The organism is uncultured Stenotrophomonas sp. (assembly GCF_963519925.1).
Classification (GTDB): Bacteria; Pseudomonadota; Gammaproteobacteria; order Xanthomonadales; family Xanthomonadaceae; genus Stenotrophomonas; species Stenotrophomonas maltophilia_AE.
Map to the genome: position 1 here is coordinate 1 of NZ_CAUQPH010000066.1, position 18,334 is coordinate 18,334.

The window sequence follows — 18,334 nt, forward strand, 5'->3', positions numbered from 1 at the left end:
TGATCGGGCTGTGGCCGCGGCTGCCGCAGGTCGCCACGCTGATGGGCGCCGCCCGGCTGCGCGACTGGGTGCCGGCACAGCGCGGCTGCGCGGCCTTGCCTGCCACCGTACAGGCATTCATGCGAGCCGGTTACGGCGACGACCGACCCGTCGTGCTGCCTGCCATGCCTGCTGCCAGCCTCGCCGACACCCTGCTGCGCTGGGGCGGCGCTGAACTGCAGCCGCTCGGCCTGCTGCTGCCGGCATGGCTGTCGACGCGGCTGTGCCTGCCGTTCCTGCCGATGCGGGCGGAAACCGAGTGCCCGCCAGACGCTGGGCACGCCGACATGGACCTCTTCTGGAATGCGGTGACCTATGCTGAAAAGCTTTCCTGAGCACGCGCTGTCCCATGCACAGGGCGGGGTGATCGCACCCAGCGCGCTGGGCCAGGCGGCGCGCGCGGACCAGCTGGAATCCGCCGCGCGGCGTCGCGCGGCCCACGTGCTGGGAAATGTTCCGGCCCAGGTGGATGCTGCCGTGGCGCAGGCGCGCATGGACGGTTTCGAGCAGGGCTACGCCGATGCGATCAGCGAAGCCGTGCCGCTGCTGGCCGCCGCGCTGGGTGATGTACAGGCGCTGCGTGCGGCGGTGCTGGGGCAGCTGCGCGAGGTGATCGGCGCCAGCCTCGCCGCCGAAGGCGTAGACGCGGCCCTGGTGGTCCGGCGCTGCGAGCAGCTGCTCGGATCGGGTTCCAGCGACCTGGTGCTGCATGTGCCGGATCGAACCCCCGCGCTGGCTGATGCGGTGCGCGCAGCCTTGGCGCAGATGCCGACCCCGCCTGCGCTGCAGCTCATGCCCACGCGCTCGGCTTTGCCAATGCTGAAGGCCGGCCCGCTGCTGTTTGAACTGGACCCGGTCACTGCCATCGCGGCGGCCGTGGAAGCCAGCGTGGATGCCGATGCACTGGAAACGGCCGCGCGTCAGCGCGCCGGTGCGTATGCCGCCGGGATCGATGCCCGGCTCAAACGGTTGCCGTTCCCCGTAGACCTTGCTGGAGTGGAAAAATGATGCTGGAAAAACTGGGGGCCGTTGCGCCCGCTGCCTCCTTGACCCCGGCCGGACAGTCGCAGGCGCTGCTGCAGCGCATGCAGACGGCCTTGGAGGAGTCGCCGACCAAGCCGCCGCCGGACCCTTTCGCGCACCTTACGCCGGAAGAGCGGAAGGCCATCACCGATGAAATGATCAAGAACCAGTGGACGATCGATTTCATGCTGGCCATGATCATGGGCGATGAGGAAAAGCTCGGACCCCAGCCCGACCAGGATTGATCCGAAAGGCGGGCCGCATTGCGGCCCGCTTCCGTTTCAGGGCCTTGGCGCCGCCACCGCGGCGGGCGCGGCGATCCAGCGATCGATCTTCGCTTCCAGGATATCCAGCGGCATCGATCCATCGCGCAGCACTTCGGCATGGAAGCGCTTCGGGTCGAAGCTGGCGCCCTGGGTCCGCTGGGCCTTGTCGCGCAGCTCGATCATCTTCAGTTCGCCCAGGCCGTTGGCCAGGGTCTGGCCGGGCAGGGCCATGAAGCGTTCCACTTCCGCGGTCGCATCCGCGACCGGCATGTCCGCGGTCTTGACCAGGTAGTCCACCGCCTGCTTCTTGCTCCATCCTTCAGCATGCACGCCGGTGTCGGCGACCATGCGTGCGCTGCGGGTCAGGGCGCCCTGCAGGTAGCCGATGCGCTCGTACGGGTCCTGGTAAACGCCAAGGGCATCGCCCAGCGATTCGGCATACAGCCCCCAGCCTTCCACGAAGGCGACGTCACCGCCCAGGCGGCGGAAACGCGGCAGCTTGTCCAGTTCCTGCTGCAGGCCCAGCTGCACGTGGTGGCCGGGAATGCCTTCATGCAGGAACTGCGCCGGTGCCGACCAGCGCCGGCGGCTGGGCAGGGCGCTGGTGTTCACGGACAGCACACCCGGCCGCATGCCATCGGGTAGCGGTGGCTGGTAGCTGACCGCCGCCGCGCTGGCGGCCCGGTCGGCCTCCACCGCGCGGATTTCCAGCGGTGCCTTGGGCAGGGTGCCCAGCAGCGTCGGCAGGCGCGCGCCCACCTGCTGCTGCAACTGCTTGTAGCGGGCCAGCAGCGCGTCCGGGCTGGCGTACTGGAAGTCCTTGTCGGTGCGCATGGTGCGCAGCAGCTTCTGCTGTGAGCCGCGGATGCGGTTCTCCTTCATCACCGCCGCGATCTGATCCTGCAGCTGCGCCACGCGCTGTTCGCCCTGCGCATGGATCTGCTGCGGGGTCAGCGTGCTGGCGGTGCTCTGCACGATGTTCTGGCTGTACCAGGCGAGGCCGTTGGGCAGCGCGGACAGGCCGTCGCTGCTGCGCGTGGCGGGCAGGTATTCGGTGGCGATGAAGCCGCGCAGGGCGCGGTAGGCCGGCATCAGCCGGTACTCGATCATGCGCTTGTATTCGGCGGTGATACGGGTCTTGTCAGCCTCGGAAAAGTCATCGGGCATGTTGCGCACCGGCGCCCAGAAGATGCTCTCCTCGGCGGTCGGCTTGATCACCGCATCCAGCTGCGGCAACACCTTCTCCATCAGGTCGCGCGGCTGCACCACGCCGGCCCGCATGCCGTCGCGCATGTTGGCGATGGCCTGTTCGAACAGCGGCGGAATGCCCAGCGAGCGCCGCGACCAGGTGTCGTAATCCTGCACGGTATTGAACGGCTGCGCACCGGACCCGGAGCCGAGGATGGCCATGATGCTGCCCAGGTTGTAGTACTGGCTCACCGGCAGCATCCAGCCGGGATACTTCTCATTGGCCAGCGACATGCGCGCGTCGCGCACGAAGATCTGGTAGCTCAGCAGGTCCTGGCCGGTAAGACCGTCGGGCCCGATTTTTTCAACCTTGCCAAGCCACTCTTCGGTGAAGTCGTGCGATTGCTGGCGGTACGCGGCCGAGAGGATGTTGGGCAGCTGGTCGTTGTGGCGGCTGTCGCCCTGGAAGGTGGCCTGCAGCGGATTGAGCCGCATCGAGGCATCCCAGTACTCATCGTAGATGCGTTCGAGCTGGGCGGCCTTGCTCTGCTGGCGCACCAGCGGCTGGCGGGCCGGCGCAGCGGCGGGCCGTGCCCGGGGTTTGGCTTTGGGTTTGGCCTGGCGCGTCTGCGCGGCTGCCGGGCGGCTGGCCTTCTTCTTGGCGGCCTCGGCTGGCGCAGCGGCGCTGAAGACCAGCAGCGACGCAATGGCAAGCGCCAAGGCACGGGCGGGATAGGGCATGAAACGCTTCCGTAAATCCTATACAGACCCGGGAGCTTGCCTGATTCAACCCGGCGCGACCAGCGCCAACCCCTCGCTCAGGCCACCCACGTACAGCGTAGAGACACGCCACGCGTGTCCACGCCATCCAACCCGAAGCCGATAGCTAGGCCTCAGGCCCCCATTCAGCGCTCACCAGCGCGGGTAAACGGCACCGTCTCCGGCGCCACGGCGCCGCCGGAGATGATGAAGCTCATGGCCTGGTCCACCGTCCAGTCGGTCGGGGTGAGCAGTTCCACCGGCACGATTTCCAGGTAGCCGGAGGTCGGGTTCGGCGTGGTCGGCACATATACCGCCGCCAGTTCACGGCCGGTGCCTTGTTCACGGATCACCCGGGTCACCAGGCCCACCGCCTTCATGTCCCGGTGAGGGAAGTCGATCAGCACCACGCGCTGGGTGGTTCCCGGCTCGGTCTGGAGCATGTCCAGCAGCTTCTTGGCGCTCTCATAGATGATGCTGGCCAGCGGAATGCGCTTGATCACCGCGCCGAACCAGCGCAGCAGGCGCTGTCCGATCACCCGCCGGCTGAGCACGCCGACGCTGAGGATCACCAGCAGGGTGGCGAGCAGTCCGATCACGTTCTGCATCCACTCGACCTTGACCCAGCCCAGGTAGTGCGGGAACGAAGCGGCGATCTGCGCCGACAGCGGCACCACCACCGGGCTGCTGATGCCCGAGAGCAGCACGAACACGAACTTGATGACCACCCAGGTCAGCCAGATCGGCAGCAGGGTGAGCAGCCCGGTCAGGAACAGGCGCTGCAGGGAGGGGCGCGGAACAAGGTGGGGGGCTTCGGGCGACATCCTCGCATTGTAGCGGGGCGCAGGCCCGGGTGACGCGCCTTTCCGCCCTGCCGGAACATCCATGGCGGGAACGCTGCGTCGCTACCTGCCATGCGTGTCCTGTGTGCATCCCACACACTGCCTGGGACACGCGTGGCGTGTCGCTACGTGCGTGCCTTCGGCTTCAGGCGCAGGTAGACCTGCTTGCGTACCCGGGCGATCACTTCGCCCTTCGCGTCGACGATGTCGTTGCTGAACCAGTGCAGGTATTTGCCGCCGTCGGCGGTGGCGGCCCGCAACTGGTCCAGCAACGCCTCATCCAGCCGGAATTCGGCACTGACCGTGCCCCGGCCGGGTTTCAGGAACTCGATCTCGCCGGCCCGATCCCACACGTAGTAGTCCCGCCCGAGATTCTGCATCACCGTCAGCATCCAGAACGGATCGGTCATCGCAAACAGGCTGCCGCCGAAATGCGTACCCACATAGTTGCGGTTCCACGGTCGCATGCGCAGCTCGACCCGGACGAACCGATAGTCGGCACTGACCTCGGTGACGTGGATCCCGGTAAACAGGAACGGCGGCCACAGGTTGAGTCCGAGGCGGAACAGGCTGGCTTTCATCGGCGGCGGTTGCGCAGGGGAGGTGGCGCGAGTCTAACATTCGCAAGCGTATGGACGTCACGGCGCGCAGGGCGTGGCGTTACGCGCCTTCGTTCATTGCGTAGCCGTCGCGGCCGGACGCCTTGGCGCGCTGGAGGGCGGCGTCGGCGCCTTCGAAGTAGTGGCGCGGTTCGGTGGTGGCGGTGGGGATGTGGGTGTACAGGCCGACGCTGAGGGTGATCTGTTCGTGGGCCGCCGCGCCATCGGCAAGGGACATCTGCCGTACCGCGGCGATGAGGTCCTGGATTACCTGGACCGCGCCTTCGGCGGTGGTGTCGGGCAGCACGAGTGCGAACTCGTCGCCGCCGAAACGTGCCGCCATGTCGCGTGGGCGCCGGGCGTGGGCGCGGATCTCGGCGGCGATCCGGCGCAGCACGACGTCGCCGGCCGGCTGGCCGTGGCGGTCGTTGTGCCGCTTGAAGTGGTCGACGTCGATCAACGCAAGCGTCAACGGGCGACCGCTGCGGCGGGCCGCGTCGTGTTCCAGTTGCAGGGTCTGTTCGAAGTGCAGGCGGTTGCCCAGTCCGGTCAGCACATCGCTGTTGGCCTGGCAGCGCGAGGCATTGAAGCGCCACAGCAGCCACGCGCAGATCATGGCCAGCATGCAGGCCAGTGCAGCGGCGGGGGCGAACCACACATACCCGACCCGCAGCAGCACGAAGCTGGCCAACAGCGTCAGGGGCAGGGCGACCATCGCGCTTGCCAGCGCGCGCCGCCGGCTCAGTGCCAGTGCACACAGTGCCACCAGCAGCCCGCTCAACAGGGCCTGCAGCGGCAGCCCGGGCACGTTGATGGCCTTGCCGGCGAGCAGCATCGACGCCACGTTGGCCTGGAATTCGGTGCCGCTCATCCAGCGCTCGCGCGTAGCCGGGGTGCGCAGGCGCGGGGCGATGCCGCTGGCGGTCATGCCCACCAGCACCAGCCGGTCGCGCAGCAGGGCCGGGGCGACGTCGCCGTTGAGCACGTCCGCGTACGACACCTGCTGGACGTTGTCGGGCGCGCCGGCAAAGCGCACGCGCACGTAGTGGTTGCGATGCCACTGGTAGGGCGAGGTCGGCGCCGGGTTGGCGTCGCGCTGGCCCGGCAGCGGGCCGCGCATGTTGGCCAGCGCCAGTCCCAGTGCGGGCCAATGCGGCGAGCCGATCCCGGCGCTGAGGTACAGGCCGCGCGCGACGCCGTCGGCGTCCACTTCGATGTCGCTGTGGCCCAGCGTGGACGCATTGGCGGCGATCATCGGGATCGGCAGCCGTTCCTCGGCCATGTGCGGCCCGCTGGACGGCGTGGCCAGCACCGGCAGAACCACCTGGCCATTGCGACGGATGGCGGCCGCCAGCTCTGCATCCTGTGCGCTGTCCTGGCGGTCCGCTTCGGACAACACCAGGTCCAGCGCCACGCGACGACTGCCGGCGGCGGTCAGCCGATCGAGCAGCCGGGCATGGGTGGAGCGCGGCCAGGGCCATTGGCCCAGTTGCTGCACGCTGGCGTCATCGATCGCCACCACCAGCAGGTTCGGGTCAGCGGGATACTCCCAGCCGCCCACGAACGTGTCGTAGATCGCCTCGTCCAGTTTCCAGAACCACTGGCCCCCGCTCGCCACGGCCGCCAGGACGCCCACCAGCACCGCAAGCACGATGCGCCGGGGCCAGGAGAGCGCAAGCGGCCTCACGGCAGCAGGAGCAGCAACAGGCGCAACCGGCCGGGCGGCAGGTCGGGCAGGGTGGGCGGGGCGTCGGCGGTGTCGCTGGCGAACACGGGCATCTCCGGCTGGTCGGCGCGCACCACTTCTACCCGGTACGGGGTGGCTTGCGCTACTGCTTTCCACGCAATCCGCGGCGGAAGGGGGCAGAGCCAGTGTTTCCGGCACCCGCGAAGGGGCTCAGCCGTGCGCCGCCGCCTGGAACTTGACCGCCATTAACCTATTGCCCGGCGCCGGCGCCGGGATGCTGGACGCCGGCGCGCTCAGAACAGCAGGGCCGACATCGAACGCCGGAAGCGTCCGACCAGTGCGGCGTCGTCGATCACCTTGAATGCATCGATCAGCAGCTTGCGCGGCAGCCCGTCATTGTAGGCAGCGTCCTTCTGCAGCATGGCCAGGAACTGTTCCAGCGCGGCTTCGTCGTTGCCGCCCAGCAGCAGCTGCACGCCGCGCAGGTGGCGCGCCTCCAGGTCGCCGGCATCGGCCGCGATACGCGCGTCCAGTTGTTCCGGCGCCGGGGCGTCCCGTAGCGCCTTGGCAAAATCCAGCCGCGCCCGAGCGCGCACCGCGCGGTCGTCGGTGGACAGGTTGGCCGGCAGCGCTTCGATCAGCGCGCTGGCTTCATCGGTGCCGCCGGTGTGCAGCAGGGCCAACGCCAGGTCGAGCTTCAGTTCGTCCTTGTCCGGTTCGGCCGCGATGCTGGCGCGCAGTACGTCCACCTGTGCCTGCGGGTCCAGCGCGGCCGGCACCTCGGCGGGGGCCTCGGCCGCTTCGGCAGGCAGCACCCCGTGCTGGGTCAGGAATTCACGCAGCTGGCCTTCCGGCAGCGCGCCTGGGAAGCCATCGACGATCTGGCCGCCCTTGACCAGGAACACGGTCGGCACCGAACGGATCTGGAAGGCCGCGGCGATCTGCTGTTCCTTGTCCACGTCGACCTTGGCCAGCACGAAGGCACCGTTGTACTCATCGGCCAGCTTCTCCAGCATCGGGCCCAGGGTCTTGCAGGGCTCGCACCATGTGGCCCAGAAATCGACCAGCACCGGGGTCTGCAGCGACGTCTGCAGGACCTGCGCTTCGAAGGTTTCGGTAGTGGCGTCAAAGACGTGGGACAGTTCGCTCATGGTCGGGATCAACGATTTAATGATGTACCCAGTGTATGGTGCCGCCCATATTGAGAAGCAACCCCAATCACGGGCGCGCGCGGCGGAGAACGGCCACATGAAGACCCTGCAACGCTTCGATCCCCTGTGGGGCGCCCTGGCGGCGGTGCTGTTCCTGGCGTCGGTGCTGGGCTTCGGCGCGGTGTTGCCCGGTTACCTGCCGCTGGGCCATCCGGTGGCGTTGCTGGGCGCCACCGGGGTGCCGCATGCACTGGCCTTCGACCTGCTGGGCTTCGTGCTGCCGGGCCTGCTGGCCGCGCTGGTGGCGGTGCGTCTGCTGGTGCGGGTGCCGGTCACCGCGCCGTGGACGCTGCGGGTGGGTGGGCAGATGCTGGTGCTGTCCGGCCTGGCCTTCGCCGCCATGGGCATCCTGCCGCTGGACCCGACCGACATCGAAAGCCCGGCCAGCCAGTTCCACGCCAGCGCATGGATGGTCTGGGTGCTGGCCTTCGTGCCGGGCGCGCTGATGTCCGGCTTCGGCGCGCGCCGTCTTCCCGGCTGGGGGCGATTGGCGGCGCTGCAAGTGGCCGCGGGGCTGGCGGTGCTGGTGGGGGCGTTCGTGCTGCAGGCCGTGATGCCGGCGCCGGTCGCCCAGCGCGTGGCCTTTGTGTCCTGGACGGGGTGGCTGGCTGCCGTGCTGCCGGTGGCAGGCCTGGTCCGGCAGGGATGAGCTGACGGGTTCGGCCGCAATCGACGCGGTCATGCGCGCTGGTGCAGGCCTGCATAGAATGTCGTTCCTGCCAATTCCCTGATATATCAACGGGATGGGGCTGCGCGCGCGGGGCTTCCGTGGCGACGATTGGAGCCGTTTGCCGCACTGCGGTACGCTGTGCCGCTTTGCCGCCGCAACTGTGTTTTCCATGACCAGCGTCGAACCCAACGTATACGATCCGCAGCAGGTTGAATCGGCCGCCCAGAAGTTCTGGGACGCCACCCGTGCCTTCGAAGTGACCGAGTCTTCGGACAAGCCGAAGTACTACTGCCTTTCGATGCTTCCGTACCCGTCGGGCGCGCTGCACATGGGCCATGTGCGCAACTACACCATTGGCGATGTGATCAGCCGCTACAAGCGGATGACCGGGCACAACGTACTGCAGCCGATGGGCTGGGACGCGTTCGGCCTGCCGGCGGAAAACGCGGCGATCAAGAACAAGACCGCCCCGGCCAAGTGGACCTACGCCAACATCGAGCACATGCGTGGCCAGTTCAAGGCCATGGGCTATGCCATCGACTGGTCGCGTGAGTTCGCCACCTGCACGCCCGAGTACTACGTGCATGAGCAGCGCATGTTCACCCGGCTGATGCGCAAGGGCCTGGCCTACCGCCGCAACGCGGTGGTGAACTGGGACCCGATCGACCAGACCGTGCTGGCCAACGAGCAGGTCATCGATGGCCGTGGCTGGCGCTCCGGTGCGCTGGTGGAAAAGCGCGAGATCCCGCAGTGGTTCCTGCGCATCACCGATTACGCCCAGGAACTGCTGGACGGCCTGGATGAACTGCCGGGCTGGCCGGAATCGGTCAAGACCATGCAGCGCAACTGGATCGGCCGCTCCGAAGGGCTGGAGATCCAGTTCGACGTGCGCGATGCCGACGGCAGCGCGCTGGATTCGGTGCGCGTGTTCACCACCCGCCCGGACACGGTGATGGGCGTGACCTTCGTGTCGATCGCCGGCGAGCATCCGCTGGCCCTGCACGCGGCGAAGTCGAACCCGGCGCTGGCTGCGCTGCTGGCCGAGATGAAGCAGGGCGGCGTGTCCGAGGCTGAACTGGAAACCCAGGAAAAGCGCGGCATGGACACCGGCCTGCGCGCAGTGCACCCGGTCACCGGCGCCCAGGTGCCGGTGTGGGTGGCCAACTTCGTGCTGATGGGCTACGGCACCGGCGCGGTCATGGCCGTTCCCGGGCACGACCAGCGCGACTTCGAATTCGCCAACAAGTACGACCTGCCGATCCGCCAGGTCATCGCGCTGAAGTCGCCGCGCAAGGACGAAACCGCCTACGACCCGCGCAACTGGCAGGACTGGTACGGCGACAAGACCCGCGAGACCGAACTGGTCAACTCCGACGAGTTCGACGGCCTGGACTTCCAGGGCGCCTTCGAGGCGCTGGCTGAACGCTTCGAGCGCAAGGCCCAGGGCCAGCGCCGGGTCAACTACCGCCTGCGCGACTGGGGCGTGAGTCGCCAGCGTTACTGGGGCTGCCCGATCCCGGTGATCTATTGCGCCAAGTGCGGCGCGCTGCCGGTGCCGGAAGAACAGCTGCCGGTGGTGTTGCCTGAGAACGTCAACTTCGTCGGCACCGGCTCGCCGATCAAGTCCGACCCGGAATGGCGCAAGACCACCTGCCCGGAATGCGGCGGTGCGGCCGAGCGTGAAACCGACACCTTCGACACCTTCATGGAGTCGAGCTGGTACTACGCGCGCTACACCTCGCCGGGTGCCCGCGACGCGGTGGACAAGCGCGGCAACTACTGGCTGCCGGTGGACCAGTACATCGGCGGCATCGAGCACGCCATCCTGCACCTGATGTACTTCCGTTTCTTCCACAAGCTGCTGCGCGACGCGCGCATGGTGGACAGCAACGAGCCGGCGCAGAACCTGCTGTGCCAGGGCATGGTGATCGCCGATACCTACTTCCGCCAGAATCCGGACGGTTCCAAGGACTGGATCAACCCGGCCGACGTGGACGTGCAGCGCGACGAGCGCGGCCGCATCACCGGCGCGGTGCTGATCGCCGACGGCCAGCCGGTGGAGATCGGCGGCACCGAGAAGATGTCCAAGTCGAAGAACAACGGCGTGGACCCGCAGGCCATGGTCAGCCGCTACGGTGCCGACACCGTGCGCCTGTTCTCGATGTTCGCCGCGCCGCCGGAACAGTCGCTGGAATGGAATGAAGCCGGCGTGGACGGCATGGCGCGCTTCCTGCGCCGCTTGTGGGCGCAGGTGCAGAAGCACGCCGCTGAAGGTGCCGCTCCGGCGCTGGATCCGGCCACGCTTACCACCGAACAGAAGGCGCTGCGCCGCAAGACCCACGAAACCATCGGCAAGGTCGGTGACGACTACGGCCGCCGCCACAGCTTCAACACCGCCATCGCCGCGGTGATGGAGCTGATGAACGCGCTGGCCAAGTTCGATGACGCCTCCGACCAGGGCCGTGCGGTCCGCCAGGAAGCGCTGCAGGCCACCGTGCTGCTGCTCAACCCGATCACCCCGCATGCCAGCCATGCGCTGTGGCAGGTGCTGGGGCATGGCGAAACGCTGCTGGAGGACCAGCCGTTCCCGCAGGCCGACAGCACTGCGCTGGTCCGCGATGCGCTGACCCTGGCCGTGCAGGTCAACGGCAAGCTGCGTGGCACCATCGAGGTGGCGGCCGACGCTCCGCGCGAGCAGATCGAAGCGCTGGGCCTGGCCGAACCGAATGCAGCCAAGTTCCTGGAAGGGCTGAGCGTGCGCAAGGTGATCATCGTGCCCGGGAAGATCGTCAACATCGTGGCCGGTTGATCGGGCGGGCTATGCGCCGTCGGCGCCAGCGGGGCAGAGCCCCGCTCTACGTGTCGGCGCGGCAGGGCCCCGCTCTACGTGCTGCGTTCACGTGGGTTCGGGCATCGTACCGTCACCATTTTTCTGTTGCCGGGTCCGCCCGGCTCATCCAGACTGTGAACATGACCCGATTCCTGCTTGCCTTCGTTCTCACCGCTACCCTCGCCGGGTGTGGCTTCCACCTGCGCAACAAGCTGATGCTGCCGGCCGACACCGCTGCGGTGAAGGTGGTCTCCACCGCCCCGTACAGCGAACTGGCCAAGCTGCTGCGTCGCGGCCTGATGGCATCGGGCGCGACCATTGCCGATGCCGACAGCAAGGAACCGGCCGCACAGCTGCAGGTGTTGTCCGAGCGCTGGGGCGACCTGCCCATCGCCATCGACGCACAGGGCCGTGCCCAGGAATTCAGCCTGCGCTACGCGGTGATCTTCGTGTTCCGCCGCGAAGACGGCAGCGACCTGGTGCCGCAGCAGGTGATCGAGCTGTCGCGCGACTACGTGTCGCCCCCCAGCGACGCCACCGGCACCACCACCGAGCGCGAGATCCTGGCCGATGAACTGCGTCGCGAAATGTCGGCCTCGATCCTGCGCCGCATCGACAGCGTGGTCCGCGCCGAAATCGAGCGCGGTCGCCTGAACCCGCCGGCCGCCGAACCTGCCGCGACTCCGCCGGCAGCGCCGATCCCGGCCACGCCGCCGCAGGGCGGCTGACCGGTCCGCGCACGGACCGGCCGCACGATGGAACTGCGCCCCGAACAACTCGCCAGCCAGCCGGCCAGCCAGGCGCTGGTGCCGGTGTACCTGATCGCCGGGCCGGAAACCCTGCGCGTGCTCGAAGCGGCCGATGCGGTGCGCGCCAAGGCGCGCGCCGAGGGCATCAGCGAGCGCGAAGTGTTCGACGCCGACGGGCGCGATTTCGACTGGAACCAGCTCGACGCCACCTTCAACGCGCCCAGCCTGTTCAGCGCGCGCCGGCTGGTGGAACTGCGCCTGCCGACCGGAAAGCCGGGCAAGGAGGGCGCTGAAGTGATCAGCCAGTTCTGCGCGAATCCCGCGCCGGACGTCATCCTGCTGATCACCTGCAACGAATGGAGCAAGGCCCACCAGGGCAAGTGGGCCGACGCGGTCAGCCGCGTCGGTGTGCTCTCGGTGGCGTGGGCGATCAAGCCGCACGAACTGCCCGACTGGATCGAGCGCCGCCTGCGCCAGCAGGGCCTGCGTGCCGACCCGGCCGCCGTGCAGCGGTTGGCCGAGCGGGTTGAAGGCAACCTGCTGGCGGCGGCGCAGGAAATCGACAAGCTCGCGCTGCTGGCCAGCGGCCAGAGCCTGGACGTGGACACCATGGAATCGCTGGTGGCCGACGCCGCCCGCTACGACGTGTTCCGGCTGCTGGAGGCGACTTTCTCCGGGCAGCCGACCGCGGTGCTGCGCATGCTGGCCGGCCTGCGCGCCGAAGGCGAAGCGGTGGCGGCGCTGATGCCGATGGTGATCCGTGAAATGCTGGCCACCGCCGCGTTGGCCCGGGTGCAGGCCCGGGGCGGCAACCTGGCCGCGGAAATGAAGAGCCGTGGCATCTGGGAATCGCGGCAGGCGCCGTTCAAGCGCGCGCTGCAGCGCCATCCCGAGGCCAAGCGCTGGGAGCGCTTCGTGGCCGAAGCCGGGCTGGTCGACCGCATGGCCAAGGGCCGCGCCGACGGCGATCCCTGGCTGGGCCTGGAGCGGCTGCTGGTGGCAGTGGCGGAAGCACGCGCGGTACGCCTGCTGGCCCGTGCCTGAGCCCGATGGGCCTGCGCATCCATTACGGCGGCACCTTCGACCCGGTGCATCGGGGCCACCTGGCGATCGCGCGTGCGGCACGCGACCAGCTGCAGGTGGCGGTGCGCCTGCTGCCGGCCGCGGACCCGCCGCACCGCCCGGCCCCCGGTGCCCTGGCCAGCCAGCGCGCCGAGATGCTGGGGCTGGCCATCGAGGATGACGCCGGCCTGATCCTGGACCTGCGCGAACTGGAACGCGCCCGGCGCCAGCCGCAGACCCCGTCCTACACCGTCGATACCCTGCGTGAGCTGCGTGCCGAGCTCGGTGCGCGCCAGCCGCTGGCCTGGCTGGTGGGGGCTGACTGCCTGCTGGGGCTGCCTGGCTGGCACGAATGGGAGGCGCTGTTCGAGCTGGCCCACTTCTTCGTCGCCGACCGCCCCGGCAGCCCGCTGCAGCAGCGCCTGCCCGCGCCGCTGCAGCAGGCCCTGCAGGGCCGCTGGGCCCGGCACGAACGTGAGTTGTTCGCCGCGCCCGCGGGCCGCCTGCTGCACCTGCAGGCGCCGCTGCGCAGCGAATCGGCGTCCGAGGTGCGTGAGCGCATCGCCCATGGTGGTGACTGGCGGGCACTGGTGCCGGAACGGGTGGCCGACTACATCACCGACCACTGCCTGTACGGGGTCCGCGCGCCGTGAACACGTTCAGGTTGTGTGGGCCGTATAATCGTCGCCACATTTATCGAGTCTCCCTGCTTTGAGCGACCAAGCCCAGCCCCAGACCATCAAGGTCACCATGCCGAACCCGGCGCCGTCCACCCAGCAGCTGCTGGAGTGCGTGCGCAAGGCCACCGAAGAACTGAAGGCCAAGGAAGTGGTCGAGATCGACGTGATCGGCAAGTCCAGCGTCACCGATTTCATGGTGATCGCCTCGGGCACCTCCAGCCGCCACGTCAAGTCGATTGCCGACGAAGTGGTGAAGTTCGCCAAGAACCTGGGCGTGATGCCGCTGGGCGTGGAAGGCGAGCGCGAAGCCGAGTGGGTGCTGGTCGACCTGGGCGACGTGCTGGTACACGTGATGCTGCCGCGCGTGCGTGAGTTCTACGCGCTGGAGCGCCTGTGGACGGTCGGCGACCAGCCGCCGAGCCTGGTCGACGAGGGCGACGACGAAGACGACTACGCCGCGCGCTGAGCGTTGCGCACGTGGTGACGACGACGGCGCCCGATGGCGCCGTTGTCATTTGAAGGAGCACGACGATGAAAGCCAGGCTGATCGCCACCGGCGAGCGCGCGCCCAGTTGGGTCGCGCAGGGCTTTGCCGAGTACCAGAAGCGGCTGTCGCACTGGCTGCCGTTCGAGCTGGTGGAAATCGAGCCCGGCCTGCGCGGCAAGGGGCGCGACGCGCGCCGCGCGACCGACGACGAGGGCAAGCGGGTGATCGCGGCGCTGCCCAAGAACGCCTACGTAGTGGCGCTGGATGTGCCCGGCCGCCAGCTCAGTTCCGAACAGCTGGCCCAGCGCCTGGAGCACTGGCGCGGGCAGGGCAGGGACCTGGCGTTCCTGATCGGCGGCCCCGAAGGGCATTCGAGCGAAGTGTCCGCGCTGGCGGATGAAAAATGGTCGATCGGCCCGCTGACCCTGCCGCACATGCTGGTGCGGCTGGTGGTGGCCGAGCAGCTGTACCGCGCCGCGGCGATGCTGGCCAACCACCCGTACCACCGCGCGTGAAGAAAAACGGCGCGGATGGGTTACAAGCCGCGAAAAACTGGTTAGAATGCACACCCCGCCCGAATAGCTCAGCCGGTTAGAGCACTTGACTGTTAATCAGGGGGTCGTTGGTTCGAGTCCAACTTCGGGCGCCAGGTTTTGAAAAGCCTCACAGCAATGTGAGGCTTTTTTTTGCGCGCGTGCCTGGCCGGGTCGCGCAGCCACGCAGGGCGTGGCTCTACGTTGGGTGGTCCCGATATGCCGTAGCGCAGCCACGCAGGGCGTGGCTCTACGTTGGGTGGTCCCGATATGCCGTAGAGCGACGCCCTGCGTCGCTGGGCGTGGTGCGCGATGCATGCGGAAAGCCCGGGCAGTGCCCGGGCTTTCCGTTGTCACACCTGCATGGATCAGTTGAAGGTGTACTTCGCGCCGACGGTGAAGTAGCGGCCGATCGCGCCGCTGAAGTGCAGCGGGTTGTAGTTCACGCCGCCGTAGGTGGTCGGGTCGAGCGGGGCGGTGCGGTCGAATACGTTCTGCACCGAGGCGCTCAGTTCAAACGCGTCGGTGATGTTGTAGCGACCGGACAGGTCGAACGTGGTGAACGAGGAAATCTTCTCCACCGGCGTGCCGTCCCAGTAGAACGCCAGGTAGTCGCCACCGCGGCTGTCCTTGTTCTCCAGGCTGCTGATGTAGTTGACCACGCCGCTGACGCTCCACGCGTCCTGCTTCCAGGTGGTGCCGAAGTTGACGCGGTCTTCCGGCGTGCCGATGCAGTTGGTCACGTCGCAGTTGCCGTGGGTGCCGACGTAATCCACCGTGCTGTCGCCTTCGGTGCGCTCGAACTTAAGCACGTGGCTCCACTGCAGGTCCATTTCCAGCTGGCCCGGGCCGATGTCGAAGGTCTGGCGGATATCGGTGTCGATACCGCGGACCCGCGAGGAGTTGGCATTCACGTAGGCGGTGTTGACCGCCAGGATCGAGCCGGTGCCGGGAATGCCGTTGATCAGGTTGCTGTCGCGCAGCACCTGGCCCGCCGCAATCGCGTCGGCGGTGCTGCCCTGGGCGATCTCGTTGGTGCGCTTGATTTCCCACGCGTCCACGGTCAACGAGGTGGTGGGCGTCGGCTGCAGCACGATGCCGAGCGAGTAGCTTTTGGACTCTTCCGGTTCCAGGTCCGGATTCGGGCTGGTGATGATGGCCACCTGCCGCGCACTGCAGTTGGTGGTCACGTCCGCAGGCGGGCTGGCCGCGCAACGCACGGGATCTACCGCGTTGGAGAACGCCGCCAGGCCGCCGTCGCCGTTTTCGGCCGGGTTGGGGGCGCGGAAGCCTTCCGCATAGGTGGCACGCAGTGCCATCCAGTCCACTGGCGTCCACTTGACGCCCAGCTTCGGCGTGGCCTTGCCGTCACCGCTTTCGTACTTGTCGTAACGGACCGCGCCGGACAGTTCCAGCTGCTCCAGCACTGGTGCGGACAGTTCCACATAGCCGGCATACACGTTCTGGGTACCGTCATAGGCCGAGTAGCCCAGGCCGATGATGTCGCCGGCGTCGGTGTAGGTCTGCGGGGTCAGGCTGTTGCTGGTCTTGCGCCACTCGGTACCGATCGCCAGGCCGAGCGGGCCGCCCGGCAGGTCCGCCAGGCTGCGCGACACGGTGAAGTCGAACATGTCCAGGCTGGACTTGGCGTTGGCCTGGATGAGCGGGGAGATGTAGTCGTACAGCGCCTGCGAGTTCTGCCCGGCGTCGTCGCCGATGCGCCACACGCCGCCTGCGCAGGCCGGGTCGCCCAGGGCGCACTGCACCGCGCTGTAGCGCAGGAAGCCGGTGCGCTTGTTGACCAGGTTGGTGCTGGAATGCAGATAGGCGGTGTCGTAGTCCCAGTCGCCCCAGCTGCCCTTGGTGCCGACCAGGAAGCGGGTGAACTCATTGGTGTTGGTGGTCACGCGCGGGCCGACGTCCCAGGCCGAATAGCGCAGGCGCGAGGCCTGGCCGGGAATCGGATTGTCCGGATGGGTCGGCCCCAGTACGACCGCGCCGGGACCACTGTTGGCGTTGACCGGACCGCCCGGGTAACCCCAGCCGCCGGAGACGCCGGACGGGGTGTTGCTGAACACCGTTTCCTTCTTGGAGTAGCCGATCTCGGTGTATATCTCACCGCCTTCGCCATAGGCGAAGCTGGCGCGGCCGAACACGTTGACGTATTCCTCCTTCGGGCTCAGGTCGCGGTAGAGCTGGGCCGGGTTCCACAGGCAGCCGTCTTCGGCAATCGACGCGGCGGTCTGGCCCGGAATGGTGGTAAGGCCTTCGCAGCCGGGCAGCGGAACGAGGAACGCGGGATTGGCCGTCGTCACGTTGCGGTCGTCGAACACCGAGCCGTTCGGGCCGGCGCCGCCGCTGGTGCCGCCGTTGAGGAAGGCGCCGCCCAGGAACTGCGAATCCTGCGCCGTGATGCCCCACTGGCGCAGGTCGCCGGTGCCGATCCAGTCGCGGTTCTTGCGGTCGCTGATCTTGATCGCATCGGTCTTGCCGACGTCCAGGCTGAAGAAGGCGTTCCAGCCGTCTTCGGCGATGTCGCCGGTACCGGCGGTCAGGGTCGCCTTCTTCGCATCGCCGTCGCCGTCGCCGGACACGCCGTACGAACCGCGCAGGATCGCGCCCTGGAAGTCGCTGCGCAGGATGATGTTGACCACGCCGGCGATGGCATCGGAGCCATAGATCGCCGAGGCGCCGTCCTTCAGCACTTCCACGCGTTCGACCGCATCCAGCGGAATGGTGCTGAGGTCGGTGAACACCTTCTGGCCGTCATCGGCCAGGCCATACGTCGCCATGCGGCGACCGTTCAACAGCACCAGCGTGGAGCCGGCGCCCAGGCCGCGCAGCGAGATGCCGGCGCCGCCACCGGCAAAGCCGTTGCCGAAGGTCTTGGGAATGGAGCCGGCGCCGTCGGAGGTCAGCGTCTGCAGGTACTCGGCCACGGTGGTCTTGCCGCTGCGGTCGATGTCCTGGCGCGTCACCACCTGCACGGGGGACGGGGTCTCGGTGTTGGTGCGGGGAATGTTCGACCCGGTGACCGTGATGCGGTCCAGGTTGGTGGCGGGGTCCTGGGCCATGGCCGAGGACGAAGCGAACGCACCGGCGAGCAGCAGCACGCTGCCGGTCAATGCGGAGGAAACGGAGTGGGCCAGCGTATTGCGACGGCAGGTGCGGCGGGGTTGAGTCGGGTATTTCACAGTTTCTCTCCTTACTGGAACCCTGGAACTGGGACTGGGCGCCGTCAATAAGTTGACGCGTCCAGCCAATCTAGGTTTCCTTCGGGTGATAAAGCTGTGAAAAAATGCTTAATCCGGGACGATTAGTGACGCACGTCAAGATCGGGTGGGGAGCGCGCGGCTCCCCACCCCGGTAGTTACTCCGGTAGCGAGAAACTTACCGGAACCAGCCCGACCGCGGGCACGGCGCGACCGTCCACCTGGGCGGGCACGAAGCGCCAGTGGCGCAGCACCTGCTGCCGCGCGGCATTGTCCAGCACCCGGGAGCCGCTGCTGCGTTCGATCGACACGGCGGCCGGCTTGCCGTCGGCGTCGACCTGCACCCGCAGCGTCACCGTGCCCTGCTCACCGGCACGGAGGGCGGCAATCGGGTAACCCGGCGGCGGCGCCGTCCGGTACTGCAGTTGCACACCGTCACCCGAGGCCGCCGGCGCCGGTTCGGCCGGCGCGAGGGTCGGCGTCTGGACGTCGCTGGC

General features: G+C 68.1%; 17 protein-coding genes and 1 tRNA gene. 11 read left to right on the forward strand and 7 right to left on the reverse strand.

All coding sequences use genetic code 11. The features are described 5' to 3' along the window. The 3 genes from RWO33_RS12470 to RWO33_RS12480 all read left to right on the forward strand — a co-directional run. Positions 1-374, forward strand: a 374-nt coding sequence (locus RWO33_RS12470; protein WP_314105138.1) for a hypothetical protein, incomplete at its 5' end; no start/stop codon positions are given. Further along, positions 355-1,047 (forward strand): hypothetical protein, encoded by a 693-nt coding sequence (locus tag RWO33_RS12475; RefSeq protein ID WP_314105140.1) that lies wholly within the window; start codon positions 355-357, stop codon positions 1,045-1,047. The genes RWO33_RS12470 and RWO33_RS12475, both read left to right, overlap by 20 nt. Then, a complete protein-coding gene (locus RWO33_RS12480) occupies positions 1,044-1,307 on the forward strand; it encodes a hypothetical protein (RefSeq protein ID WP_314105142.1) in 264 nt (87 codons plus the stop codon). Before RWO33_RS12475 ends, RWO33_RS12480 begins: the two co-directional genes overlap by 4 nt. A gap of 36 nt (positions 1,308-1,343) precedes the next feature. Here RWO33_RS12480 and RWO33_RS12485 read toward each other — a convergent pair whose 3' ends face one another. From RWO33_RS12485 to trxA, 5 genes are all read right to left on the reverse strand, one after another. Continuing rightward, positions 1,344-3,257 carry a DUF885 family protein gene (locus tag RWO33_RS12485; RefSeq protein WP_314105144.1) on the reverse strand — a complete coding sequence of 638 codons (1,914 nt, stop codon included), beginning with the start codon at positions 3,255-3,257 and terminating at the stop codon, positions 1,344-1,346. A gap of 164 nt (positions 3,258-3,421) precedes the next feature. After that, the gene (locus RWO33_RS12490) at positions 3,422-4,099 is read right to left on the reverse strand and encodes a DUF502 domain-containing protein (protein ID WP_145479757.1); all 678 of its coding nucleotides are present in this window, start codon (positions 4,097-4,099) and stop codon (positions 3,422-3,424) included. Between the two features lie 143 nt (positions 4,100-4,242). Further along, on the reverse strand, positions 4,243-4,698 hold the full coding sequence (locus RWO33_RS12495; protein ID WP_314105146.1) for a DUF4442 domain-containing protein: 456 nt from the start codon (positions 4,696-4,698) through the stop codon (positions 4,243-4,245). A gap of 79 nt (positions 4,699-4,777) precedes the next feature. Further along, on the reverse strand, positions 4,778-6,403 hold the full coding sequence (locus tag RWO33_RS12500) for a CHASE2 domain-containing protein (protein ID WP_314105147.1): 1,626 nt from the start codon (positions 6,401-6,403) through the stop codon (positions 4,778-4,780). A gap of 293 nt (positions 6,404-6,696) precedes the next feature. Beyond that, the gene (gene trxA, locus RWO33_RS12505) at positions 6,697-7,554 is read right to left on the reverse strand and encodes a thioredoxin (protein ID WP_343229911.1); all 858 of its coding nucleotides are present in this window, start codon (positions 7,552-7,554) and stop codon (positions 6,697-6,699) included. 97 nt (positions 7,555-7,651) lie between these two features. Here trxA and RWO33_RS12510 point away from each other — a divergent pair, with 97 nt between their 5' ends. From RWO33_RS12510 to RWO33_RS12545, 8 genes are all read left to right on the forward strand, one after another. Continuing rightward, the gene (locus RWO33_RS12510) at positions 7,652-8,263 is read left to right on the forward strand and encodes a DUF998 domain-containing protein (RefSeq protein WP_314105149.1); all 612 of its coding nucleotides are present in this window, start codon (positions 7,652-7,654) and stop codon (positions 8,261-8,263) included. Between the two features lie 190 nt (positions 8,264-8,453). Beyond that, positions 8,454-11,093, forward strand: a complete 2,640-nt coding sequence (gene leuS, locus RWO33_RS12515; protein ID WP_314105150.1) for a leucine--tRNA ligase — start codon at positions 8,454-8,456, stop codon at positions 11,091-11,093. Positions 11,094-11,254: 161 nt separating this feature from the next. Beyond that, complete coding sequence (lptE, locus tag RWO33_RS12520; RefSeq protein ID WP_145479769.1) at positions 11,255-11,842, forward strand: LPS assembly lipoprotein LptE; 588 nt, start codon at positions 11,255-11,257, stop codon at positions 11,840-11,842. Between the two features lie 27 nt (positions 11,843-11,869). Beyond that, complete coding sequence (gene holA / locus RWO33_RS12525) at positions 11,870-12,907, forward strand: DNA polymerase III subunit delta (protein WP_314105153.1); 1,038 nt, start codon at positions 11,870-11,872, stop codon at positions 12,905-12,907. A gap of 5 nt (positions 12,908-12,912) precedes the next feature. Then, positions 12,913-13,578 (forward strand): nicotinate-nucleotide adenylyltransferase, encoded by a 666-nt coding sequence (gene nadD, locus RWO33_RS12530; RefSeq protein ID WP_314105155.1) that lies wholly within the window; start codon positions 12,913-12,915, stop codon positions 13,576-13,578. 97 nt (positions 13,579-13,675) lie between these two features. Continuing rightward, positions 13,676-14,071 (forward strand): ribosome silencing factor, encoded by a 396-nt coding sequence (gene rsfS / locus RWO33_RS12535; RefSeq protein WP_314105162.1) that lies wholly within the window; start codon positions 13,676-13,678, stop codon positions 14,069-14,071. A gap of 65 nt (positions 14,072-14,136) precedes the next feature. Then, positions 14,137-14,607 carry a 23S rRNA (pseudouridine(1915)-N(3))-methyltransferase RlmH gene (gene rlmH, locus RWO33_RS12540; protein WP_057508755.1) on the forward strand — a complete coding sequence of 157 codons (471 nt, stop codon included), beginning with the start codon at positions 14,137-14,139 and terminating at the stop codon, positions 14,605-14,607. A gap of 57 nt (positions 14,608-14,664) precedes the next feature. Beyond that, positions 14,665-14,741 (forward strand) — tRNA-Asn (locus RWO33_RS12545). Between the two features lie 252 nt (positions 14,742-14,993). Here the strand turns inward: RWO33_RS12545 and RWO33_RS12550 are convergent. Both RWO33_RS12550 and RWO33_RS12555 read right to left on the reverse strand, forming a co-directional pair. After that, a complete protein-coding gene (locus tag RWO33_RS12550; protein ID WP_314105158.1) occupies positions 14,994-17,819 on the reverse strand; it encodes a TonB-dependent receptor in 2,826 nt (941 codons plus the stop codon). A 176-nt stretch (positions 17,820-17,995) separates the two neighbouring features. Beyond that, positions 17,996-18,334: energy transducer TonB (locus RWO33_RS12555; RefSeq protein WP_314105160.1), on the reverse strand; the 339-nt coding region annotated here is incomplete at its 5' end.